The organism is Streptomyces sp. NBC_01016 (assembly GCF_026341035.1).
Lineage (GTDB): Bacteria > Actinomycetota > Actinomycetes > Streptomycetales > Streptomycetaceae > Streptomyces.
The window spans coordinates 1,976,471-1,998,322 of the sequence record NZ_JAPEOQ010000002.1 but is presented as its reverse complement, the minus strand read 5'-3'; the positions used below and the strand labels follow the sequence as shown (position 1 = coordinate 1,998,322).

Annotated in this window: 22 protein-coding genes; 10 read left to right on the top strand and 12 right to left on the bottom strand. The window is 71.5% G+C overall.

Annotated features, from left to right (window positions below; all coding sequences use genetic code 11):
* Positions 1-134: 134 nt before the first annotated feature.
* Positions 135-896, bottom strand: coding sequence for a L,D-transpeptidase family protein (locus OG746_RS35850; RefSeq protein WP_266722397.1), 762 nt, complete (start codon positions 894-896; stop codon positions 135-137).
* A gap of 190 nt (positions 897-1,086) precedes the next feature.
* On the opposite strand from OG746_RS35850, the gene OG746_RS35845 reads away from it, so the two are divergent.
* Positions 1,087-2,997 (top strand): ABC transporter transmembrane domain-containing protein, encoded by a 1,911-nt coding sequence (locus OG746_RS35845; RefSeq protein ID WP_266722395.1) that lies wholly within the window; start codon positions 1,087-1,089, stop codon positions 2,995-2,997.
* Positions 2,994-4,793 (top strand): ABC transporter ATP-binding protein, encoded by a 1,800-nt coding sequence (locus tag OG746_RS35840; protein ID WP_266722393.1) that lies wholly within the window; start codon positions 2,994-2,996, stop codon positions 4,791-4,793. The genes OG746_RS35845 and OG746_RS35840 overlap by 4 nt, the downstream gene beginning before the upstream one ends.
* 59 nt (positions 4,794-4,852) lie before the next feature.
* Here the strand turns inward: OG746_RS35840 and OG746_RS35835 are convergent, their stop codons facing one another.
* Positions 4,853-5,386, bottom strand: coding sequence for a COG4315 family predicted lipoprotein (locus OG746_RS35835; protein ID WP_266722391.1), 534 nt, complete (start codon positions 5,384-5,386; stop codon positions 4,853-4,855).
* 120 nt (positions 5,387-5,506) lie between these two features.
* On the opposite strand from OG746_RS35835, the gene OG746_RS35830 reads away from it, so the two are divergent.
* Positions 5,507-6,100, top strand: coding sequence for an RNA polymerase sigma factor (locus OG746_RS35830; protein ID WP_266722389.1), 594 nt, complete (start codon positions 5,507-5,509; stop codon positions 6,098-6,100).
* Positions 6,081-6,734, top strand: coding sequence for a cupin domain-containing protein (locus OG746_RS35825; RefSeq protein ID WP_266722387.1), 654 nt, complete (start codon positions 6,081-6,083; stop codon positions 6,732-6,734). The genes OG746_RS35830 and OG746_RS35825 overlap by 20 nt, the downstream gene beginning before the upstream one ends.
* A 29-nt stretch (positions 6,735-6,763) precedes the next feature.
* On the opposite strand, the gene OG746_RS35820 is transcribed toward OG746_RS35825, so the two are convergent.
* Complete coding sequence (locus tag OG746_RS35820) at positions 6,764-7,558, bottom strand: metal-dependent hydrolase (RefSeq protein WP_266722385.1); 795 nt, start codon at positions 7,556-7,558, stop codon at positions 6,764-6,766.
* 52 nt (positions 7,559-7,610) lie between these two features.
* Here OG746_RS35820 and OG746_RS35815 point away from each other — a divergent pair, with 52 nt between their 5' ends.
* Positions 7,611-10,265, top strand: coding sequence for a DEAD/DEAH box helicase (locus OG746_RS35815; protein WP_266722383.1), 2,655 nt, complete (start codon positions 7,611-7,613; stop codon positions 10,263-10,265).
* Between the two features lie 82 nt (positions 10,266-10,347).
* A complete protein-coding gene (locus tag OG746_RS35810; RefSeq protein WP_266722381.1) occupies positions 10,348-11,220 on the top strand; it encodes an acyl-CoA thioesterase in 873 nt (290 codons plus the stop codon).
* A gap of 60 nt (positions 11,221-11,280) precedes the next feature.
* Here OG746_RS35810 and OG746_RS35805 read toward each other — a convergent pair whose 3' ends face one another.
* Together OG746_RS35805 and OG746_RS35800 are read right to left on the bottom strand one after the other, a co-directional pair.
* Positions 11,281-12,144 carry a DUF6397 family protein gene (locus tag OG746_RS35805; protein ID WP_266722379.1) on the bottom strand — a complete coding sequence of 288 codons (864 nt, stop codon included), beginning with the start codon at positions 12,142-12,144 and terminating at the stop codon, positions 11,281-11,283.
* A gap of 143 nt (positions 12,145-12,287) precedes the next feature.
* Positions 12,288-12,701, bottom strand: coding sequence for a roadblock/LC7 domain-containing protein (locus OG746_RS35800; protein ID WP_266722377.1), 414 nt, complete (start codon positions 12,699-12,701; stop codon positions 12,288-12,290).
* 118 nt (positions 12,702-12,819) lie between these two features.
* On the opposite strand from OG746_RS35800, the gene OG746_RS35795 reads away from it, so the two are divergent.
* Positions 12,820-13,248: a PPOX class F420-dependent oxidoreductase gene (locus OG746_RS35795; protein ID WP_266722375.1), complete on the top strand. Its 429-nt coding sequence runs from the start codon at positions 12,820-12,822 to the stop codon at positions 13,246-13,248.
* A gap of 18 nt (positions 13,249-13,266) precedes the next feature.
* On the opposite strand, the gene OG746_RS35790 is transcribed toward OG746_RS35795, so the two are convergent.
* The 5 genes from OG746_RS35790 to OG746_RS35770 all read right to left on the bottom strand — a co-directional run bounded on the left by OG746_RS35790 (position 13,267) and on the right by OG746_RS35770 (position 18,064).
* Positions 13,267-13,875: a GTP-binding protein gene (locus tag OG746_RS35790; RefSeq protein ID WP_266722372.1), complete on the bottom strand. Its 609-nt coding sequence runs from the start codon at positions 13,873-13,875 to the stop codon at positions 13,267-13,269.
* On the bottom strand, positions 13,856-14,251 hold the full coding sequence (locus tag OG746_RS35785; RefSeq protein ID WP_266722370.1) for a DUF742 domain-containing protein: 396 nt from the start codon (positions 14,249-14,251) through the stop codon (positions 13,856-13,858). Before OG746_RS35785 ends, OG746_RS35790 begins: the two co-directional genes overlap by 20 nt.
* A 17-nt stretch (positions 14,252-14,268) precedes the next feature.
* Positions 14,269-14,709: a roadblock/LC7 domain-containing protein gene (locus OG746_RS35780; protein WP_266722368.1), complete on the bottom strand. Its 441-nt coding sequence runs from the start codon at positions 14,707-14,709 to the stop codon at positions 14,269-14,271.
* Positions 14,706-17,222 carry a sensor histidine kinase gene (locus OG746_RS35775; RefSeq protein WP_266722366.1) on the bottom strand — a complete coding sequence of 839 codons (2,517 nt, stop codon included), beginning with the start codon at positions 17,220-17,222 and terminating at the stop codon, positions 14,706-14,708. The genes OG746_RS35780 and OG746_RS35775 overlap by 4 nt, the downstream gene beginning before the upstream one ends.
* A gap of 68 nt (positions 17,223-17,290) precedes the next feature.
* Positions 17,291-18,064 (bottom strand): MHYT domain-containing protein, encoded by a 774-nt coding sequence (locus OG746_RS35770; RefSeq protein WP_266722364.1) that lies wholly within the window; start codon positions 18,062-18,064, stop codon positions 17,291-17,293.
* Positions 18,065-18,294: 230 nt separating this feature from the next.
* Between OG746_RS35770 and OG746_RS35765 the strand changes: the two genes are divergently transcribed.
* The 3 genes from OG746_RS35765 (at position 18,295) to OG746_RS35755 (ending at position 20,336) form a co-directional block, all read left to right on the top strand.
* A complete protein-coding gene (locus OG746_RS35765) occupies positions 18,295-18,897 on the top strand; it encodes a class I SAM-dependent methyltransferase (RefSeq protein ID WP_266722362.1) in 603 nt (200 codons plus the stop codon).
* Positions 18,898-19,046: 149 nt separating this feature from the next.
* Positions 19,047-19,334, top strand: a complete 288-nt coding sequence (locus OG746_RS35760; RefSeq protein ID WP_266722360.1) for a hypothetical protein — start codon at positions 19,047-19,049, stop codon at positions 19,332-19,334.
* Between the two features lie 177 nt (positions 19,335-19,511).
* Entirely contained in the window at positions 19,512-20,336 is an 825-nt protein-coding gene (locus OG746_RS35755) for a hypothetical protein (RefSeq protein ID WP_266722359.1), read from the top strand.
* 60 nt (positions 20,337-20,396) lie between these two features.
* On the opposite strand, the gene OG746_RS35750 is transcribed toward OG746_RS35755, so the two are convergent.
* Both OG746_RS35750 and OG746_RS35745 read right to left on the bottom strand, forming a co-directional pair.
* Positions 20,397-20,579 (bottom strand): tail-anchor membrane protein, encoded by a 183-nt coding sequence (locus tag OG746_RS35750; protein WP_266722357.1) that lies wholly within the window; start codon positions 20,577-20,579, stop codon positions 20,397-20,399.
* Between the two features lie 146 nt (positions 20,580-20,725).
* Positions 20,726-21,781, bottom strand: a complete 1,056-nt coding sequence (locus OG746_RS35745; RefSeq protein ID WP_266722355.1) for a fatty acid desaturase family protein — start codon at positions 21,779-21,781, stop codon at positions 20,726-20,728.
* Between the last annotated feature and the right edge of the window lie 71 nt (positions 21,782-21,852).

The following is a 21,852-nucleotide window of genomic DNA, read 5'->3' as shown; positions in this document are numbered from 1 at the left end:
GGGAGTCGACGCGGAGCGTCGTCGACCGACGACAACGCCGCGAGCGTGCGTGCCGGACCCCGCGAGCCCGGCCTGATCCAAACGACAGACCCTAGGCCTGACAGACCCGAGCACAGGGCGGGGGCCCGCGCGGCTCACGCCTTGAGCTCGGCCTTGTCGCCCATCACGACCACCGGGTGCTGCTTCGGGTCGAGCGTCTTGAGCAGGTACTCCATGTCGCCCTTCGACTGGCTCACGCACGCCGAGGTGCCGCTGCCGTGGTCCATGTGCAGCCAGATGCTGCCGCCCTTGGACTGGCCCTGCGGCCGGGTCGGGTCGTTGGGCGAGGTGCCCTTGGCGCGGTTGTAGTCGATGGCGATGACGTAGTCGAAGTCGTGCCAGTGCGACTTCGACCAGTAGTGCGGGGCCTGGAACGACGCGGACTGCGTGTACGGCAGCTTCGCGCCCGGGTCGGCCAGGACCCCGCCGGCGTCGCTGAGCGTGAAGACACCGACAGGGCTGCGGTTGTCGCCCTCGTGGTGGCTCGTCGTCCAGCCCTTCTTGCCGTTGTGCCCGGACCAGCCGCGCTGCTTCTTCCAGGTGTCACCGGACTTGGTGTAGAGGGCAATGGTGGAGCCCGCCGCGTCCTTGCCGTCTCCGTACACGGCGACGACCTGCCGGGCGTTCGCCGGGATCTGCTTCTGGTAGCGGTCGCCCACACCTGGGATGCGCTTGAGATCCGCCGCGCGCGCCTCGGCGCCCCCGGACTCGCCGCCCAAGGAGTTCGCCCCCGCCGTGGCCTTCTTCCCGCCGTCGCCGCCGTCGCCGCCGTCGGCGCCGCAGGCGGCCACCGTCGTCAGCAGGACACCGCACGCCGCCATCGCGACGCCCGCCCTGATCACACCCGCACTCCGCATGCGTTCCATGGTCGCACCACCGGTCAAAAACCGCGGGATCGACTCCGATCATGACGGTCGATCCGGCCCGATTCTTTGCCCGGCGCCGGAAAACCGTTTGCCTCGGCTCGCCGCGGGACGCGAACCTTTCACGGTTTGCTGCCTTTGAGTCCGCTTCTTCGATCCACCCCGCTTCGAGCCCTGGGACGTCATGCAGATCTCCGACCTTCCGTATCCGGACCCCGGTGCGCCGGACGCACGCTCGGGCCCCCGGTTCCTGCTCTGGCTCGGCCGGAACCAGCTCGGTGGGCAGGCCAAGTCCCTTGCCTGGGGCCTGATCCACTTCGTCTCCGTCGCCGGTCTCGCGTACGGCGTCGGCTACGCGGTGCAGGCGGTCGTCGACCGCTCCGGCACCGGTCTCGCCAAGGCCGGCGCGCTGATCGTGCTGCTCGGCATCGGCGTCGCGGTCGGCGACACGATGCTGCACCGCACGTCCGTCACGAACTGGATCACCGCCGCCGCCCGTGTCCAGCAGCTGCTGGCCCGCAAGACCGCGACGCTCGGCGCCGCCCTCACCCGGCGGGTCGCCGCGGGCGAGGTCGTCGCGGTGTCCACCGGCGACGTGGAGAAGATCGGCTGGTTCGTCGAGGCGCTCTCCCGCTTCACCGCCGCCGCGCTCACCATCGTCATCGCCGCCGTGGGGCTCCTGATCTACCAGCCCGCGCTCGGTGTCGTCGTCGCGCTCGGCATGCCGGTCCTGGCGCTCGCCGTGCTGCCCCTGCTCCCCCGCGCCACCCGGCGGGCGGACCATCAGCGGGAGAAAGCGGGCCATGCCACCGAACTCGCCTCGGACACCGTCGCGGGCCTGCGCGTGCTGCGCGGCATCGGCGGTGAGGAGCTGTTCCTCGACCGCTACCGCCGCGCCTCGCAGGACGTGCGCCGGGCCGCCGTGCGCAGCGCGCGCATGTGGGCGCTGATCTCGGCGATCCAGGTCCTCCTTCCCGGCCTGCTGACGATCGTGCTCGTCTGGCACGGCGTCACCCTCGCGCGCGAGGGCCGGATCACCGTCGGTGAACTGGTCACCGTCTACAGCGGGGTGATGCTCCTCAATTACCCGCTGCGCCACTTCGAAGAGATCGCCATGGCGTACTCGTTCTCCCGGCCGTCCGCGCAGCGCGCCTCCAGGGTGCTGGCGCTGGAGCGCGTCACCGAACCGGAGGGCGGGCTGCGCGACGCCAAGGCACCGACCGGCGACCTGTACGACCCGGCGACCGGCGTGCTGGCGTCCGCGGGGCGGCTCACCGCCGTGGTCTGCGGCGACCCGGACCTGGCGGGGCGCCTCGCCGACCGGCTCGGCGGACACCCCGCTTCCGCGGCCGACGACGACGCGGGCGAGGTGGCGCCGTCCGCCCTGCTCGACGGTGTGCCGCTCGACGAACTGCCGCTGGATGTCGCGCGGACGGCCGTGCTCGTCCAGGACAAGGACCCGGTGCTGCTCTCCGGCACCCTCGCCGAACTCCTCGACGTACCGGCCTCCGGAGGCGTCGCACCCGACGACGCGCTGGCCGCGGCCCAGTGCTCCGACGTGCTGGACGCTCTCACCCAGGGCTCCCTGGACGAGAACCCGATGACCGCCCGCATCACCGAACGCGGCCGGTCCCTCTCCGGCGGCCAGCGCCAGCGCCTCGCGCTGGCCCGCTCGCTGGTCACCGACCCGGAGACGCTGGTGCTCGACGAGCCGACGTCCGCCGTCGACTCGCACACCGAGGTCCGGATCGCCCAGGGCGTGCGCGCGCTGCGGCGCGGCCGCACGACCGTGGTGCTGACCTCGTCACCGCTGGTCCTCGACCGCGCGGACCGCGTGGTGTTCGTCCACGAGGGCGTGGTCGCGGCGGTCGGCGAGCACCGTGAACTGGTGCGCACCGAGCCCCGGTACCGCGCGGTCGTCACCCGCGAGACCGACGAGGAGAAGTCCTCCCCCGGCGCCGAGCCACGGCCCGACGAGGACGGCACGGACACCGGATCCGGCGCGGAGGCGGGCGCGGGCGCAGGCGCAGGCGCAGGCGGCGCAGCCGTTGGCATCAACACCGATATCGAGATCGACATCGAGGAGACGGCATGATCGGCGTAGCGCCCCCGGCCTACGACCCGGCGGCCCCCACCACGGCGCACACCCTGCCGGCCGGCGCCCCGGCCACGGTCCGCGCCTATGTGCGGGAGCTGTACCAGCGTCACCGGCGCGAGTTCCTCCTGCTCATCGGCGTGAACACGGTCGCCGTCATCGCGTCGATGGCCGGCCCGTACCTGCTGGGTGGACTGATCCAGGACGTCTCCGAGAACCCGGGCGGCGTCGACTCCCTCGAAGGGCCCCAACTGGCGCGCACCATCGGCCTGTTCGCGCTCGCCCTGGTGGTTCAGGCCGTGTTCATCCGGCAGGTCCGGCTGCGCGGGGCGATGCTCGGCGAGCGGATGCTGGCGGACCTGCGGGAGGACTTCCTGGTGCGGTCCGTGGGCCTGCCGCCCGGCGTTCTGGAGCGGGCGGGAACGGGCGACCTGCTGTCCCGGATCACCACGGACATCGACCGGCTCGCGAACGCGATGCGGGAGGCCGTGCCCCAGCTGTCCATCGGTGTCGTGTGGGCGGCGCTGCTCATCGGCGGGCTCGCGGTGACCGCGCCGCCGCTGGCGCCCGCGCTGCTCATCGCGGTGCCGGTTCTGGTGCTCGGCTGCCGCTGGTACTTCAAGCGGGCGCCGTCCGCGTACCGCTCGGAGGCCGCCGGGTACGCGGCCGTCGCCGCCGCGCTCGCCGAGACCGTGGACGCCGGGCGCACCATCGAGGCGCACCGGCTCGGCGACCGCCGCATCGACCTGTCGGAGCGGCGCGTCAAGGAGTGGACCGCCTGGGAGCGGTACACCCTCTACCTGCGCTCCGTGCTCTTCCCGGTGATCAACACCGTGCACGTCCTCGTGCTGCTGTCGGTGCTGGTGGTCGGCGGTGTCTTCGTCCTCCAGGGCTGGATCGGCGTGGGGCAGCTGACCACGAGCGCCCTCATCGCGCAGATGCTGGTGGACCCGATCGGGATGATCCTGCGCTGGTACGACGAGCTTCAGGTCGCCCAGGTGTCGCTGGCCCGGCTCGTCGGTGTGCGGGACATCGAGCCGGACGCGGGCGATGCCTCCGTGCGGCCCGACGGCCGCGATGTCCAGGCCGACGCGGTGCACTTCGGCTACCGCGAGGGCGTCGACGTACTGCGCAAGGTGTCCCTGGAGGTCGCGCCCGGCACGCGGCTCGCCCTGGTCGGCCCCTCGGGCGCGGGCAAGTCGACGCTCGGGCGGCTGCTCGCCGGGATCTATGCGCCGCGCACCGGGCAGGTCACGCTGGGCGGCGCGGAACTCTCCCGGATGGAGGCCGAGCGGGTCCGCTCCCACGTGGCCCTGGTCAACCAGGAGCACCACGTCTTCGTGGGCTCCCTGCGCGACAACCTCCGCCTGGCCCGCACGGGCGCAGAGGACGCGGAGCTGTGGGCCGCCCTCGGTGCGGTCGACGCCGAGGGGTGGGCCGGTGGCCTCGCCGACGGCCTCGACACGGAGGTCGGCTCGGGCGGGGTGGCCCTCACCCCGGCGCAGGCGCAGCAGATCGCGCTGGCCCGGCTGGTCCTGGCCGACCCGCACACGCTGGTCCTCGACGAGGCGACCTCGCTGCTCGACCCGCGCGCGGCCCGCAACCTGGAGCGCTCGCTCGGCCGGGTGCTCGACGGCCGCACGGTCGTGGCCATCGCGCACCGGCTGCACACCGCGCACGACGCGGACGTGATCGCCGTGGTCGAGGACGGCCGGATCTGCGAACTCGGCAGCCACGACGACCTGGTCGCGGCCGACGGCGCGTACGCGGCGCTGTGGCGGTCCTGGCACGGCTGATGTGCCGACGGCGGCGGTCGGGAGCCCGCTCTTCGGGATGGCTCCCGCCCCGCGTCGCCTCAGTAGCCGTAGCCACCACTGTCGTTGTCGCCGTCGTCCCCGCCGCCCGCGGGCGCGGCCTTCTTGATCGCATTGCCGTGGGAGTCGAGGACGTACCAGATCTGGTCGATGCCCTGCCCCTTCGTGTCCCCCGCCTTGTGGTCGTCGGCGTAGTAGTAGAGCGGGTGTCCGGCGTACGTCGCCTGCGCTGTGCCGCTGCCCTTCGTCGTGGCGATCAGGTTCGCCCGGACCCCGGCGCCCGCCTTCGGTTTGCCCTCCATGTGCGGCCACTCCGTGAGGCACTTCGCATCGCACTTCATGGAGTTGCTGTTCTTGCCGTCGCTGGTGAACAGGTAGAGCGTGCGTCCCTTGCCGTCGACGAGGATCTTGCCCATCGGTGAATCGGTCGTGCTCAACGTGGAGGCGTCCTTGGCCGCGGGCGTGCCGCCGTCCGAACTGCCGCCACCACCTGAGCCGCCTCCACCCCCGCAGCCCGCCAGCCCGAAGGCCGCCACGAGCGCGAACCCGGCCACGCCGATCCTGAAGTTCTTCATGATCACTCCGTCCCTTCTCGCGGAGGTTGTACGAGCGGGGGACGCCGATGGATTGCGCCACCCGACGGAACACCGACACTGCATGCAATCCCTTCACCTCTCTCGTACGTATAAGGGGGCGTGGAACTGTTCTCGCGGGCGGATCGCGCCGACGACGCCTCGCTCGTCGCCGGTTTCGCCCTGGGCGACGAGCAGGCGGCCGTCGCCTTCGTGCGCCGCTTCCAGGACGCGGTGTACGGACTCGCGCTGTCGGTCACCCGCGACTCCGCGCTGGCCGAGGACGTGAGCCAGGAGGTGTTCGTCCGGGCCTGGCGGGCCGCGGGCAGCTACGACGCCCGCCGCGCCTCGGCCCTCACGTGGCTACTGACGATCACGCGCAATGCCGCCATCGACGCCGTACGCGCCCGCAGGCCCGTGCCGGTGCTGGCCGAGACCCTGGAGCGGCTGCTCGACGTAACCCTGCAGAGCGAGAGCCCGGAGCGCCTCGCCCTGGTCTCCATCGAAAGCGAACGTGCCGTCCGACGGTTGCGCGCCCTGCCGGTCGAGCAGGCCCGCGCGGTCGCGCTCGCGGTGCTCGGCGGGTGCACGGCGCAGGAGGTGGGCCGCCACGAGGACATCCCGCTCGGCACCGCCAAGACCCGGATCCGGACCGGCCTGCGGAGGCTGCGTGAGGCGTCGAAGGAGGAGAGCCGCGATGGCACACCACCCCGATGAGGACGAGCTGGTCGCCCTCGCGCTCGGCACGCTCCCCGGTGGGCAGGACGAGCTGCTGCGCCACCTCTCCCTGTGCTCGAACTGCCGCTCCGCCTACGACGACCTGTCCGCGGCCGTCGACAGTGTGCTGCCCGCGACGCCCGTGCTCGCCGCCCCGGCAGGGTTCGACGCACGGGTCCTTGAACGCCTCGACGTGCACCGACCGACGCGGCGCCGCGCGCTGCGGCGGCCGGCCCTGCTCGTCGCGGCGGCCGTGCTCGCCGGCGTGTGTGCGGGAGGCGCCGGCGCCACGGTCCTCGGCCACCTCGGCGGGGGAAACCCGCCCACGGTCACCGCGAGCGACCAAGGGGCCGCGCTCGTCACCGGCTCCGGGACGGCGGTGGGCACGGTCGAGCCCAGCCGCGTCGGCGACCGGCGCGTGGTGGTCATGCAGCTCGCCGACAGCGGCGCCGGCGGCTACTACACGTGCCGGCTCCTGCTGAAGGACGGCTCCGTCCGCGACGCGGGCCACTGGTGGCTGCCGTCGTCCGGGCGGGCCACCTGGATCGCCGACGGAGCGGCGAGCTCGATCGACCGGGTCGACCTGGTGGACGCCAGCGGTCGGGTCTGGGCGTCCGCCGACCTGGACGGCTGACGCCCGCCCATCGCGGAGCCGGCCCTCGGTCAGATGAAGTTGAGCGCGGCCGCGCACCCCACGCCGCCGGCCAGCATGAACACCGGCATGAGCACCTTCAGCTCGATCCAGCTGCCGGCGCGGAACCGCATCAGCTTCGGCGGCCCGATCGGGTACCAGCGCTTGCGGCCGATCGGGATGGGCCACAGGATCGGGCAGCCCGAGACGGTGAGCGCGTCCCCGATGTCGTGCATGAGGGCGCCGAGCACGATCGGCAGGCCCAGCCACAGGTACTCCTGGCCGGGGTCGGTGAACAGCCAGTCCGAGCCGTTGCCGGGCTGGTCCAGGATGCCCGCGAGAATCCACGCGCTGGTCGCCGCGAGCAGCCATACGAGGAGGTCGCTGCTGTGACCGCGGGCCGCCCGCCACAGCAGGCCCTCGATGGCGAGCACCATGTGCACGAAGAGGATCCCGAGGACGGCCCAGCGGCCGCCGAAGATCGCCAGGGCCGAGGCGCCCGCCCCGATGAGGACCGCCCAGACCCACGTGTGGGTGAGCGTGCGGTGACCGCCCGAGCGCCGGGGGTCGCCCTGCATCCGGGTCCCCTTGTAGACGGAGTACGAGAGTTTGTCGACGATCTCGCAAAGGCCCCGGGAGATCGGGCCGAAGGCGCCCGAGATGGTCGCCGACTTGTGGTCGAGGTCCGGGGCGAGCGCGGCGCCCGCGCAGATCAGCGCTCCGACGAGGAGGACAGGCCACGGCATCGGGTACCCGGCCGCCGTTGTCGCCGCCCCCACCCCCAGCCAGGCCGCCGCTCCTGACAGCGAGTGTGCCGGTCCCATCATGGCTGTGTTCCGCCCCTGTTTCTGTTGTGCCGGCCGCGCGCGATGTACCGACATGTCGCTTGTTGCTGCGCCGAGTTGCCCCGTGAGGGCCGCGCGCGTGCTGACGCCCCGTCGGCGACCCAGCGTAGCCTTCGTGATCTTCGCTCCGACATCCGATTGCCGGATCGAGCCGGATGGCAGGCAAGATGGTTCCGTGACCCTTATCGATCAGCTCCCGAAGACCGCCGACCCGGACGCCCTCTACGACGCCTTCGAGTCGTGGTCCGAGGAGCGCGGGCTCACCCTCTATCCCCACCAGGAGGAGGCGCTGATCGAGGTGGTGTCGGGCGCGAACGTGATCGTTTCGACGCCCACCGGGTCCGGCAAGTCCATGATCGCCGCCGGTGCGCACTTCGCCGCGCTGGCCCGGGACGAGGTCACCTTCTACACGGCGCCGATCAAGGCGCTGGTGTCCGAGAAGTTCTTCGAGCTGTGCAAGCTCTTCGGCACGGAGAACGTCGGCATGCTGACCGGCGACGCCTCCGTGAACTCGGACGCGCCCGTCATCTGCTGCACCGCCGAGGTCCTCGCCTCCATCGCGCTGCGCGACGGCGCGCAGGCCGACATCGGCCAGGTCGTGATGGACGAGTTCCACTTCTACGCGGAGGGGGACCGCGGCTGGGCCTGGCAGATTCCGCTGCTCGAACTGCCGCAGGCGCAGTTCATCCTGATGTCGGCGACGCTCGGCGACGTCTCCATGTTCGAGAAGGACCTCACGCGCCGCACCGGCAGGACCACGTCGGTGGTCCGCTCGGCGACGCGCCCCGTACCGCTCTCGTACGAGTACCGGCTCACGCCGCTCACGGAGACGCTGACGGAGCTCCTGGAGACGAAGCAGGCGCCCGTCTACATCGTGCACTTCACGCAGGCGCAGGCCGTCGAGCGCGCGCAGGCGCTGATGAGCATCAACATGTGCACGCGCGAGGAGAAAGACCAGATCGCCGAGCTGATCGGCAACTTCCGGTTCACCACCAAGTTCGGCCGCAACCTCTCCCGTTACGTACGCCATGGCATCGGTGTGCACCACGCCGGCATGCTGCCGAAGTACCGCCGCCTGGTGGAAAAGCTCGCCCAGGCTGGCCTGTTGAAGGTCATCTGCGGCACCGACACCCTCGGCGTCGGCGTCAACGTGCCCATCCGCACAGTGCTGTTCACCGCCCTCACCAAGTACGACGGCACGCGCGTGCGGACGCTGCGCGCGCGAGAGTTCCACCAGATCGCGGGTCGTGCAGGTCGCGCCGGGTTCGACACTGCGGGCTTCGTCGTGGCGCAGGCACCCGAGCACGTCATCGAGAACGAGAAGGCGCTCAACAAGGCAGGCGACGACCCCAAGAAGCGCCGCAAGGTGGTCCGCAAGAAGGCCCCGGAGGGCTTCGTCGCCTGGACGGAGAGCACCTTCGAGAAGCTGATCGGCTCCGACCCGGAGCCGCTCACCTCGCGCTTCCGTGTCACGCACACGATGCTCCTGTCGGTCATCGCCCGCCCGGGCAACGCCTTCGACGCGATGCGGCACCTCCTCGAGGACAACCACGAGCCGCGCAAGGCGCAGCTGCGGCACATCCGCCGGGCCATCGCGATCTACCGCTCGCTCCTGGACGGCGGCATCGTCGAGAAGCTGGACACGCCGGATCCGACCGGCCGCATCGTGCGCCTGACCGTCGACCTGCAACAGGACTTCGCGCTCAACCAGCCGCTGTCGACGTTCGCCCTCGCCTCGTTCGACCTGCTCGACCAGGAGTCGCCCTCGTACGCCCTCGACATGGTCTCCGTCGTGGAGTCCACGCTCGACGACCCGCGGCAGATCCTGCACGCCCAGCAGAACAAGGCGCGCGGCGAGGCCGTCGGCCAGATGAAGGCGGACGGGGTCGAGTACGAGGACCGGATGGAGCGCCTCCAGGACATCTCGTATCCGAAGCCCCTGGAGGAGCTGCTCTTCCACGCCTACGACACCTACCGGCAGAGCCACCCGTGGGTCGGCGACCACCCGCTGTCCCCGAAGTCCGTGATCCGCGACATGTACGAACGCGCCATGACCTTCACGGAGTTCGTGTCCCACTACGAGCTCGCCCGGACCGAGGGCATCGTCCTGCGCTACCTGGCGAGCGCGTACAAGACGCTCGACCACACGGTGCCCGACGACCTGAAGTCGGAGGACCTGGAGGACCTGATCGCCTGGCTCGGCGAGATGGTGCGCCAGGTCGACTCCAGCCTCCTGGACGAGTGGGAGCAGCTCGCCAACCCGGGTGAGATGACCGCCGAGGAGGCCCAGGAGAAGGCCGACCAGGTCAAGCCGGTCACGGCGAACGCGCGCGCCTTCCGGGTCCTCGTCCGCAACGCCATGTTCCGCCGCGTCGAACTCGCGGCGCTCGACAACGTCGAGGAACTCGGCGAGCTGGACGGCGACTCGGGCTGGAACGCGGACGCCTGGGGCGACGCGATGGACAAGTACTGGGACGAGTACGAGGACCTCGGCACCGGCCCGGACGCGCGCGGCCCCAAGCTGCTCATGATCGAGGAGGACCCGGAGCACGGGCTGTGGAAGGTCCGCCAGACCTTCGCGGACCCGAACGGCGACCACGACTGGGGCATCAGCGCCGAGGTCGACCTCGCGGCATCCGACACCGAGGGCCGTGCCGTCGTCCGGGTCACGGACGTCGGTCAGTTGTAATTCCAAGGACGGTCGGACGGTAGATTCCGGCCGCGCCCCTGCGCCGGTCCCCTCCGGCCGCACACACGAGAGAGATCCACCCATGACGAATCCTGCGGAGCGGCTCGTCGACCTGCTCGACCTGGAGCAGATCGAGGTCAACATCTTCCGCGGACTCAGCCCGGACGAGTCCCTCCAGCGCGTCTTCGGCGGACAGGTCGCGGGCCAGGCCCTGGTGGCGGCGGGACGCACCACCGAGGGCGACCGCCCCGTGCACTCGCTGCACGCGTACTTCATTCGCCCCGGCCGCCCCGGCGTGCCGATCGTGTACCAGGTCGAGCGAATGCGCGACGGGCGCTCGTTCACCACGCGGCGCGTCACCGCCGTGCAGCAGGGCCGCACGATCTTCAATCTCACCGCCTCCTTCCACAAGCCCGAAGAGGGTGCCTTCGAGCACCAGTTGCCGCCGGCCCGGCAGGTGCCGGATCCGGATTCGCTGCCGACGATCGCCGACGAGGTGCGGGGCCATCTGGGCGCGCTGCCCGACGCCCTGGAGCGGATGGCTCGCCGGCAGCCCTTCGACATCCGCTACGTCGACCGGCTGCGCTGGTCGCCCGAGGACATCGAGGCGGCCGAGCCGCGCAGCGCGGTGTGGATGCGTGCCGTGGGCCCCCTCGGCGACGATCCGCTCGTGCACACGTGCGCGCTCACCTACGCGAGCGATATGACGCTGCTCGACGCCGTGCGGCTGCCGGTCGAACCGCTGTGGGGTCCGCGCGGCTTCGATATGGCCTCGCTCGACCACGCCATGTGGTTCCACCGTCCTTTCCGTGCCGATGAGTGGTTCCTGTACGACCAGGAGTCGCCGATCGCGACGGGCGGCCGTGGCCTTGCCCGTGGCCGCATCTACGACACGGAGGGCCGCCTGCTGGTCTCCGTGGTCCAAGAGGGGCTGTTCCGCAAGCTCGAGGGCTGACCGGGCGCGGGGCCGGCGCTCCGCGCCGGGCGACCGAACAGGCGCGGGCCGTGCGGCGGTTCAGGCTCCTCTTCCGACGAGGCGGGCCCACAGGCTCCGCGGCCGCACCTCCGGAGGCTCGGCGACGGGCTCCGGCGGGGCCTGCGGCAGCGCCGCCGCAGGCTCCATGTGCCCGGCGGGCCGTGGTGCGGGGCTCCGCCTGCGGGCCTCCTCCAGGTTGAGCAGCAGGTTCCCGCGCAGCCAGCTGATCTCGTCCGGGTCGTCGGCGGTCAGGATGCGCTGGACGATCGCGGCGTTGGGCGACTCCGGTGCTCCGTACCAGAACTCGTCGGGCCGCAGTCGCTGCAGATGGGCCCGCTCGTAGGGGCTCACGACGAGTTCCGCGAGCTGCGTCGGGTCCAGGAGCGTGGCGACGGCCGCCGCCCGGTCCCATGGCCCGTCGGCCTGCCCGAGCAGATATCCGGCGTGCCTGGCCCGCCAGTTCTTCGGCCGCAGATCCGCACCGTCCTGCAGCCTGGCGCGCACCCTGTCGGGCGCCCGCCCCGTCAGGAGCGGCCCGTTGACCTCTGCCCCCGCGAACTCCCGTAGTTCCTGGGCGAGATACAGCCACACCACCGTGCGGTACCGGTTGACGTAGAACTTCGCGGGCGTCAGCATCCCGGCGCGAGCCAGCCTGGTGAACCGGCTCGACGGGATGTCCATGAGCATGGCGCCCTCCGCCGTGCCCACGACCTTGACCTGCTCGAGCAGCGTGTTGGGGAACCCTTCGGCCTCACGGATGCGGACGATCTCCTCGCGCGGGACACGGCGTCGGCCGCCGCCCGGTGCCGGAACGGTACGGATGCGGCCCAGCCGGACGGCGAGGTCAAACTCGCCCCGTTTCAGCCCCAGTTCCCGCGCCGCGCTGCTCTGAGGCCTGGTCATGATGTCGCCTTGCACGATGGTTCTCCCCCGTCTACGAATCAGACGCAGTCACTCTCCGTGACCACTCGAGAGAACCGTAGCTCGGATCGGCCAGGCCCGTGCGAGCCTGTGGATAACCCTTCCGACCCCCGCATCGCCGCAGGTCAGAGGTCTGCGAGCGGACCTCGCTCCGGATTGCGCGGGTCGACGGTGAGACGTTCGCCGACCCGGTGCACCAGCAGCGTCATCTCGTACGCGACCTGCCCGATGTCGGCCTCGGCCGCGCTGAGCACGCACAGGCAGCTGCCCTCGCCCGCCGCGGTGACGAACAGCACCGCGTCGTCGAACTCGACCATGGTCTGGCGCACTCCGCCGGTGCCGAAGTACCTTCCGGATCCCTTGGCCAGGCTGTGCAGTCCGGACGAGACCGCGGCGAGGTGCTCGGCGTCCTCGCGGCGCAGGCCCGTGCTCGCCCCCGTCACCAGGCCGTCGTTGGACAGGACCAGAGCGTGCCGCACATGTTCGACGCGCTGCGTCAGGTCGTCCAGCAGCCAACCGAGTCCTTCGTACTGCCCCATGGTCCCCTGTCCCCGCTTCCCTGTGGCTCCCCGCCCCGGAGGGGATCCGCTCCCCTGGCCGGAGGATTCACTCGCAAGCCTTCCCCACGGTGGGCATCCGGGCAAGGAGGATGGGCGCATGGCACACAAGATGACCGATGAGGAATGGAAGGCCTTCGTCTCCGAGGGCACTCACACCGCCAAGTTGTCCACCGTGCGGGCCGACGGCAGCCCGCACATCGCTCCCGTCTGGTTCGTCCTCGACGGCGACGACATCGTGTTCAACACCGGCAAGGACACGGTCAAGGGACGCAACCTCGCCCGGGACGAGCGGGTCGCCCTCTGCGTCGACGACGAGCGGCCCCCGTTCTCGTTCGTGTCGATCCAGGGCCGCGCCGAGCTCAGCGAGGACGCGGACGAGTTGCTGGATTCGGCCACCAGGATCGGCGGCCGGTACATGGGCCAGGAGCGCGCCGAGGAGTTCGGCCGGCGCAACGCGGTGCCGGGTGAACTCGTCGTCCGCGTACGGGTCGAGAAGGTCGTGGCGCTGGGCGACATGGCCGGCTGAACCGGCCGGCCACCCGCGTCAGCCCACAGAGTCGAGCAGCCGGGCGGAGTGCATGCGCCCGGCGTACTCGACCAGTCTGATCAGCACCTCCTTCCCCGAGTCACGGTCGCGCGCGTCGCACAGCACCACGGGTGTCCCGCGGTCGAGGTCCAGGGCGCGGGCCACTTCGTGCGCTCCGAAGGCCTTGCTGTCCGCGAAGCAGTTCACCGCCACGACGAACGGAATGTGCCGGTGCTCGAAGTAGTCCACGGCGGGGAAGCAGTCCTCGAGCCGCCGGGTGTCCGCGAGGACCACGGCGCCGAGCGAGCCCTGCGAGAGCTCGTCCCACAGGAACCAGAAGCGGTCCTGGCCCGGCGTGCCGAACAGGTAGAGAGACAGGCCGGACCTGATGGTGATGCGGCCGAAGTCCATGGCGACGGTCGTGGTCGTCTTGCGTTCGACCGCCCCGGTGTCGTCCACGTGCTGGCCCACTTCGCTCAGGCGTTCCTCGGTGCGCAGCGGCCTGATCTCGCTGACCGAGCCGACCAGGGTGGTCTTGCCCACCCCGAATCCGCCCGCGACCAGTATCTTCAGGGCCAGGGCCGTGGTGGGGCCGTCGGCCGTGGTGTCAGAGTGCTCTGAGCCCATCGATGACTTCTCTCAGGATCTTCTCGTCAGGTAGCTGTGCGGGCGGCACCGGCCTGCTGACCTTCACGCAGGCCAGTTCGAGCAGGTCGCCGAGGAGCACACGGACCACGCCCACGGGTACGTCGGTGCCCGCGGCCAGTTCGGCGACCGTCTGGGTCTCCGTGCGGCACAGCTCGATGATCGACCGGTGCTCGGGACCGAGGGCGGTGTCGTCGTGGGTGCCGGGTGCCGCGGTGTCGAGCGACACCAGGGCGATCAGGTCGAAGTGCGCTCCCTGGGGCCCCGGCGCGGTCCGTCCACCGGTCATCGCGTAGGGGCGGACCAGGGGCCCGGCCTCTTGGTCGAACCACTGGCTGCCGGGGTCGTTGTCGTTCATGTCGCCGACCGTGCCCGTCAGCCCGCGGCGGGCGGCTGCCCGGCGGCTCTCGGGGCCGTGTAGAGGTGTTCGCCGACCCTTCTGACCAGGCGCGCCATCTCGTAGGCGACGAGCCCGATATCGGCGGTGCCGGTGCTCAGGACGGCGAGGCAGGAACCGTCGCCTGCGGCCGCCACGAAGAGGAAACCTTCATCCATCTCGACCATGGTCTGCCGCACTCCGCCCGTGCCGAAGTGCCGCCCTGTGCCCTTGGCGAGGGAGTTGAAGCCGGAGGCGACGGCCGAGAGGTGTTCGGCGTCCTCCCTGCGCAGGCCGCTGGAGGAGCCGACGGCGAGGCCGTCGTTGGAGAGGATCACGGCATGCCGCAGTTCGGGCACTCGCAGCACCAAGTCATCAAGGAGCCAGTCGAGTTCGCCGGCACCGTGGGCCGTCCCCGTGGTGCTCGGTTCCTTGATCATGCGCGATCTCCTTCATGGGTGTCGGGGCCGGGCGGTCGGCCACCGCCTCTGGCCCAGCCGTCCCGGAAGGAGGCCATCCGGGCCCGGACCTGTTCGGGGGTGCGCTCGTCCGGTGCGGGTACGCGCGCGGGAGACGTGGGTTCGGCCGGCCGCTCGCGCAGTTGGGGCGCGAGGCTGGCCTGGCGTACGCGGCGTGGGAGGCCGTCGGTGGGTGGGTCCGTGTCGTCCCCGGGGTGTTCGGGGAGCGCGGGCTCCGGTGAGGTGCGCAGGCGCAGTGCGGTGACGCCCGGTGGGTGCCGGGGCCTCTCGGGCTCCGTCGAGGGGGCGAGCGCCGGGCGGGGCGCCGGCGCGGGGACGGGGTGGCTGTCGTTCATCGGCCCCGCTTCGGGCTCGGGCACGCGCGCGTAGCGGCGCTCTTCCTGGGACAGTTGGTGCGCGTCATGGGCGCTCGGCCCGATCTCGCCGTCCTTGTGCAGTAGGGGGGTTGGCAGGAGGACGACGGCGGTGGTGCCTCCGTACGGGGACGTACGCAGGTGCACCTTGATGTCGTGGCGTTTGGCGAGCCTGCTGACTACGAAGAGGCCGAGCTGGTCGCTGTCGAACAGGTCGAGGGCCTCCGAGTGCCCGATGCGCTGGTTGGCCTCTTCGAGGCTCTCTTTGCCCATGCCGAGGCCGCGGTCCTCGATCTCGATCGCGTACCCGTTGCCGACGGGCTCGCCGCTGATGCGCACCTTGGTGTGCGGGGGCGAGAACTGCGCGGCGTTCTCGACGAGTTCGGCCACGAGGTGGGTGAGGTCGGCGACAGCGGCACCGGAGACCTGGGCGGCGGAGAGGTGGCGCACCTCCACGCGCGCGTAGTCCTCGATCTCGGAGACCGCGGCCCGCACGACGTTCGTCAGCGGGACGGGCTGTCGCCAGGCGCGGCCCGGCGCGGCTCCGGAGAGGATGATCAGGCTCTCCGCGTGGCGGCGCATCCGTGTGGTGAGGTGGTCGAGCCGGAACAGGTCGCTGAGTTCGCTCGGGTCGTCGGCGCGGCGCTCCATGCCGTCCAGGAGGCCGAGTTGACGGTGGACGAGGACCTGGCTGCGGCGGGCGAGGTTGACGAAGACCCCGGAGATGCCGCTGGCGAGTTCGGCGCGCTCCACGGCGGCGTACAGGGCCGCGCGGTGCACCGTGGTGAGCGCCTCGGAGACCTGGCCGGTCTCGTCCTCCGCGGGCGGGCCCTGGGGGGCTTCGGCCGCCACGTCGATCTCCTCGCCGGCCCGCAACCTGCGCATGGTGTCGGGCAGTTTGCGGCGGGCAATCTCCAACGCGGTGTTGCGCAGGCTGACCAGTTCGACGACGAGGCCGCGGCCGATGCGCACGGAGATCACCAGCGAGGCCGCCACGGCGAAGAGTCCGAGCAGGACGGCCCCTCCCGCCGGGGTGAGCAGTCCGCGGGTGAGCGGGTCCGCGCGGACAGCGGCGCCACGTGCGGCGTCCGTCTCGATGGCGCGCATCTGGTCCTGCACGGTCGCGTACGCCGTGTTCCAGGCGTCGGCGGACGCGGCGGCGAGCGCCTTCCCGCCCGGGTCCGCGATGAGGGTGCGGTCCTCGACGGCGCGTACGTCTCCGTAGGCGCGGCTTGCCTCCAGGCGCTTCCATGCGGCCCGTTCGGGCCCGCGCAGGTCGTTCGCGGCCGTGCCGATCAGGTTCCCGCGGGTCCCCACCGCCCCGGTGAACAGCCGCAGCCGCTCGCCGTCCAGGGAACCGGCGAGGCGTGCGCCGACGAGCACCGCGTTCTCCCTGGCGAGCATCTCGCCGGAGCGGCCGAACTCCAGGAGTACGCGCGCGTCGGAGCCGAGTTCGGAGTCCTGGATGCCGGTGAGTGAACCGCTGACCGCGAAGGCGCTGTCGACGGTCCTGGTGTACTGCCCGTATGCGTCGTCCCAGCCGGTGCGCCGTTCCTGCACGGCCTTGCGCACACTTCGTAGGTGCTCGACGCCGCCGACGAACGAGTCCAGTCGGCCGGCCACCGCGCGCGGGAGGTCGGCTCCGTCGGCGACCGTGCCGTCCTTGCCGATGCGCAGGGCGGAGACGGCGCGGTCGGTGGTGGCGGCACGGCGTGTGAGGGCGTCGGCGCGGCCGGCGGTGGGTTCGGTGGCGTAGGCGACTGCTGCGGTGCGTTCGGCCTGCAAGGCGGCGACGGCCGCGCCCACGGGTGCGCGCACCGTCTCGTCGACCCGCTGCAACTGCCGTAGCCGCGCGACGTCCTGGGCGGTGCTCACGGTGGCGAAGGCCCACAGGGCGAGCAGCGAGACGACGGGCACCATCAGGAGGCAGATGATCTTCGCCCGGACCGTACGCGGACGCAGATGCATGGCTCCCCCGCGCGCGGGGGACGCACTGCCGGGCTCCGGCTCCACCATGACGTCCTCGTCGGCGGGCAGCCCGGCGTGCGCACGCCGTCCGCGCGCGGGGGCCGAAGTCTCGTGCGGAGGGCCGGAGCTGGGGGTTCTGCGGGGCGGGCGCATGGCCTCCTCGATCGGGGTCGGGGCACCTTCGCGCTCCTGGTGCCGGGCCGGTGGCGGTGCGGGGGCGGTCAGGGAGTCTGGTGCTCCAGCGGGCGCTGCGCCGACGTGGAGGCCTCCCTCTCGTCCGCGGTCGGGGACAGCGCGACGAACGCCGAGGTCAGGAAGAGGTAGGAACCGAGCCCCACGGCCAGCGGGAAGATGAACTGCATCGCCGTGGCCCCGGCGAGCTCCGCCGTGGAGGGGGTCACCCGCACGCTCACCGCCATCATCCCGGTGTAGTGCATGCTGCTCACGGCGCCGCCCATGACGAGGGAGGCGACCGCGACGGCGCCCGGTGACTTGATGTTGAGGGCGGCCCACAGCGCGGCGGTCGCCGCGACGACGGCGATCACCACGGAGAGGGCGACCAGCAGCGGGTCGTAACTGACCTTCCCGTGCAGGCGCAGGGCCGCCATCCCCAGGTAGTGCATGCTGGCCACGCCGATGCCCGTGGTGAGGCCGCCCAGGACCAGCGCGCGCCCGCGCTCGCTGTGGTGACCGACGGCGAAGACGCCGACACCGACGACGGTCACCGCGACGACCAGGCTGAGGATGGTCAGCGGGACGTTGTAGCGGATCTCGGTGCCGGTGACGGTGAACCCGAGCATCGCCACGAAGTGCATGGTCCAGATGCCGGTGCCGATGGCGGAAGCGGCCGTGAGCAGCCAGTTGCGTCGTGCGCTCCCCGTGGTGTTCAGGGCGCGTACGGTGCAGCGCAGTCCGAGCGCGGCGCCGATGCAGGCCATCGCGTACGACAGCACGGGGGTAAGCCAGCCGAAGGCGGCGTGGTCCAGGTGTCCCATGAGTCAGGGACGGTAGGCCCGTGGGGGCGTACAACAGGGGCGCAGTTCGAAAGGTTTTGGAATACGAAGGAGATACGGTGCGGAACGGTCGCCGGAAAGTCGAACATGCGCACCGCACGTGCATGCGATGTCTTCGACGAAGAACGGGACCTTTCGATCCTTCGTCCCCCACTCGTGTCACGGGACGCGCCTGGGCGCCGCTGTCAGTGCGCTGCGCAATCATGGAGCGCATGAGCGATGACGCCACACGTGTGCAGGAGTTCTTCGCGGCCAGAGCCGCCGACTGGGACACCCGTTTCCCCGACGACGGCCCGGCCTACGCGTCCGCGGTGGCCGCGCTGGAACTGCGCCCCGGTGACCGTGTGCTCGACGCCGGGTGCGGCACGGGGCGGGCGCTGTCACCGCTGCGCGCGGCCGTGGGGCCTTCCGGGGTGGTCCTGGGCGCCGACCTGACAGCGGCCATGCTGGAGCGGGCCGTACGGGCGGGCAGGGACACCGAGGGGCGGCTTCTGCTCACGGACGTGGCCCGACTGCCGCTGCGCGCGGGCGTGCTGGACGCGGTGTTCGGGGCCGGGCTCATCTCGCACTTGCCGCAACCGTCCGAGAATCTGCGCGAGTTGGCGCGCGTGGTACGCCCCGGCGGGCTGCTCGCACTGTTCCACCCGATCGGCCGGGCCGCCCTCGCCGCCCGCCACGGCCGCGCCCTCACCCCGGACGACCTGCGCGCCGAGCCCAACCTGCGCCCACTCCTCGCCGCCGCCGGCTGGCGCATGACCTCGTACGCCGACGAGGACGACCGCTTCCTGGCACTCGCGGTGCGGGAGGAGGGCTGAGCCGCGCCAACAACACTGGAAGGCGGCCGCCTGGAACCGAGGCCCACTGACCCCCGCCGCACGGGATCCGTTGCGTGGGCGGGTCTGTCACGATGGCCGGAACTCCGTGACACACGTCGGGGGTTACGGGTAGGGGGACGGTGGCGTCCATGATCGATCGGGTCCGTAAGGCGTGGAGGACGTGGCGCGAGGACGGTGGTACGCCGAGCAAGAAGGAGCGGGCGCACAATCTGTTCGAGGCGGCTGCCACCTATGTGGTGGCGGGCGTCGAAGATGACCAGGAGCGGGCCGACGAGGCGGCGGGCTGGGTCGAGCCGAGTGCGCTGGCCTTCGGGGTCAACGAGCTCGCCTGCCGGGCCGTCATCGCCCTCGCGCGGGAACGCGACGAGCCGCCACGGACCGTCGCTCGCGCCCTTCTTGGGCTGCCGGCCGGCTGAGCAACGTGCGCGAGGCGCACATGGTGGGCACGGGATGTTGACAGTTTGCTCACGGGAGGGGTGCAGGGGCTGGATTGTTGTCGATTTTCCTGGTCATCGAGTGTGGACCCCCCTGTACGACGGCATCGGGCACTGACTAAGGTCTCGCCGGTGGAACGAAGTTCAGGGGAGGCCGGCGTGACCGGAGTGGACGAAGCGGCGGTCGATGGGGACGACGCGCTGTACGTGCTGACGGCGGTGTTGCTGACGCCTGCGAAGTTCCCGAGCGTGCTCGGTGACGACTACCCGGAGGCCTGCGGGGCCCTGGGGCTCGCGCCGTTGGCCGAGGGATACGGTCTGGTGCTCGGCCAGGACGGGCAGGGCGCTCGGTGGACCGTCGTGGTCGACGACGTGTCGCTGGTCGCCGTCGCCATCGCGTCGTGGGACTGCGGCATGGAGTACGAGCTCTCGCCCGACGAGGACAGCATGGTCGCCGCGCTGCCCGGCTGGCCGCTCTCGCTCGCCGTGGCCGCCCCGGGCGTCCCCGCGCCGCACGATCCCGAGCCCGACCCCGAGTACGCCGACACACCGCCGCTGACGCCGCCCGACACGGAGACGTGGGGCCCGGCCCAACGGCGCCTGGGGGCGGACGAGATAGCGCTCCAGTGGGCCGTGTGGCGGGAACAGCTCGACGACTCCCAGTTCGCCACGGAGGAGGACGCCGAGGCGCCTCAGGAGGGCGAGCCGAGCGGCACCCAGACGGGCATCCGGCGGGTCCTCTCGGAGGTACGCGGATACGTGGACGCGCCGCCGCCCCTGGGTCGCGTGCGCTCCTCGTTCGCCTCCGGCGACGCCCGGACGCTGCGCGCCGACGGGCCCGGCTGGTCGATGGTCGCGCGGACCGACGACATCGCCTTCGTGCTCCTCGACGACGAGCCGGGCGAAGTGCTGCCGGTCGGCCGCGGCCGGGAACTGCCGAGCCTGCTCGAAGCGCTCGACAAGATGGCCGTACGCCCTACGTGAATCGACGGAGCCGCGCGGGGCGCGAACGTCCCGTGCGGCTCCGATGGTCACGATGTCCCCTCAGCGCCCCAGCTCCTTGCGCGAGGCGCGGCGCAGCCGGCGCCGCTGCGAGGGGTCGAGCAACATGTATGCGGCGGCGGGCGCGCCCAGCACGATGAGCAGGGCCGCCCACCAGGGCAGCCAGATCAACAGGATGATGCCGGCCGCCACACCTCCCACGGCAATCTTCGCGCTCTTCGACATGTGTGGCCTCCTTCGGGGCGGCCCGCCCTCGCCTGAGTGGAGCGGACCCGCCTCTGCTGTGAGAAACGGGCCCACGTCGCCCGCAGTTCCGTCCGGCAACCCTGAGACATCCCTGATTCCACGCCCCGCACATGGCGGGGAGGCCGTCAGATGTCGACCCGTAGCGGCTCTCCCACTTCATACATGTGGCGCAGCGCCTGGCGGTAGGAGTCGACAAGCCCTGTCTCCACGAAGGGGATGCCGAGCCCGCGGCAGTGGGCCTTCACCATGGGTTGGGCGAGGCGCAGGTGGGGGCGGGGCATGCTCGGGAACAGGTGGTGCTCGATCTGGTAGTTGAGGCCGCCGAGGAACCAGTCGGTCAGCGCGCTGCCCTTGATGTTGCGCGAGGTGAGGACCTGGCGGCGCAGGTGGCCCCACTTGTCGCCGTCCGGGTCCGGCATCTCCATGCCCTTGTGGTTGGGGGCGAACGCCATACCCAGATGCAGCCCGAACAGGGCCTGATGGAGGGCCGCGAAGACGAGCGCGTGGCCGAGCGGCATGGTGGTGAGGAGCAGCGTCAGGTAACCGGCCACGTGCGCGACCAGGAACGCGCCCTCCACGAGGCGTTCGCGGCCGCCCTGGCGGCGCAGGTCCTGGAATCCGGAGATCTTCAGGGCGAGGCCCTCGAGCAGGGTGAGCGGGAAGAAGAGCCAGGCCTGGTGGCGGGTGAGCCAGCCGCGGAACCCCGCGCGCGTGGCGGCCTGTTTGCTGGTGAAGACGAGTACGTCGGCGGCGACGTCGGGGTCCTTCTCGATGTGGTTCGGGTTGGCGTGGTGCCGGTTGTGCTTGTCGTTCCACCAGGAGTAACTCATGCCGAGCAGCAGGTTGCCGTGGACCAGGCCGATCAGCCGGCTCACCGAGCGGTTCCCGGTGATCTGGGCGTGGCCCGCGTCGTGTCCGATGAAGGCGGTGCGTGCGCACAGCGCCGCAAGGACCGGTGCCAGGGCGAGCACCCACCAGGAGCCGCCGATGAGAGCCATGCCCGTGACGACGGCGCCGAGGCACAGGGCGTTGACCAGGATGGTGCGTACGTACCAGCCGGTGCGCCGCTCCAGCAGCCCCTGCCCCTTGATGGCGCGCAGCAGTGGCGTGAACTCGCTTCCCCCTTCGGGGGAGGCCGGCCCGGTGGTGGGCTCCGGCAGGGTTCCGACGGCCGAGGGCATGGCGGTCTCCGGTCTGTGGTGGGTGAGGTCGATGCGGCGGGCTACGCGTCGCCCGACCACTAGGAACCTAT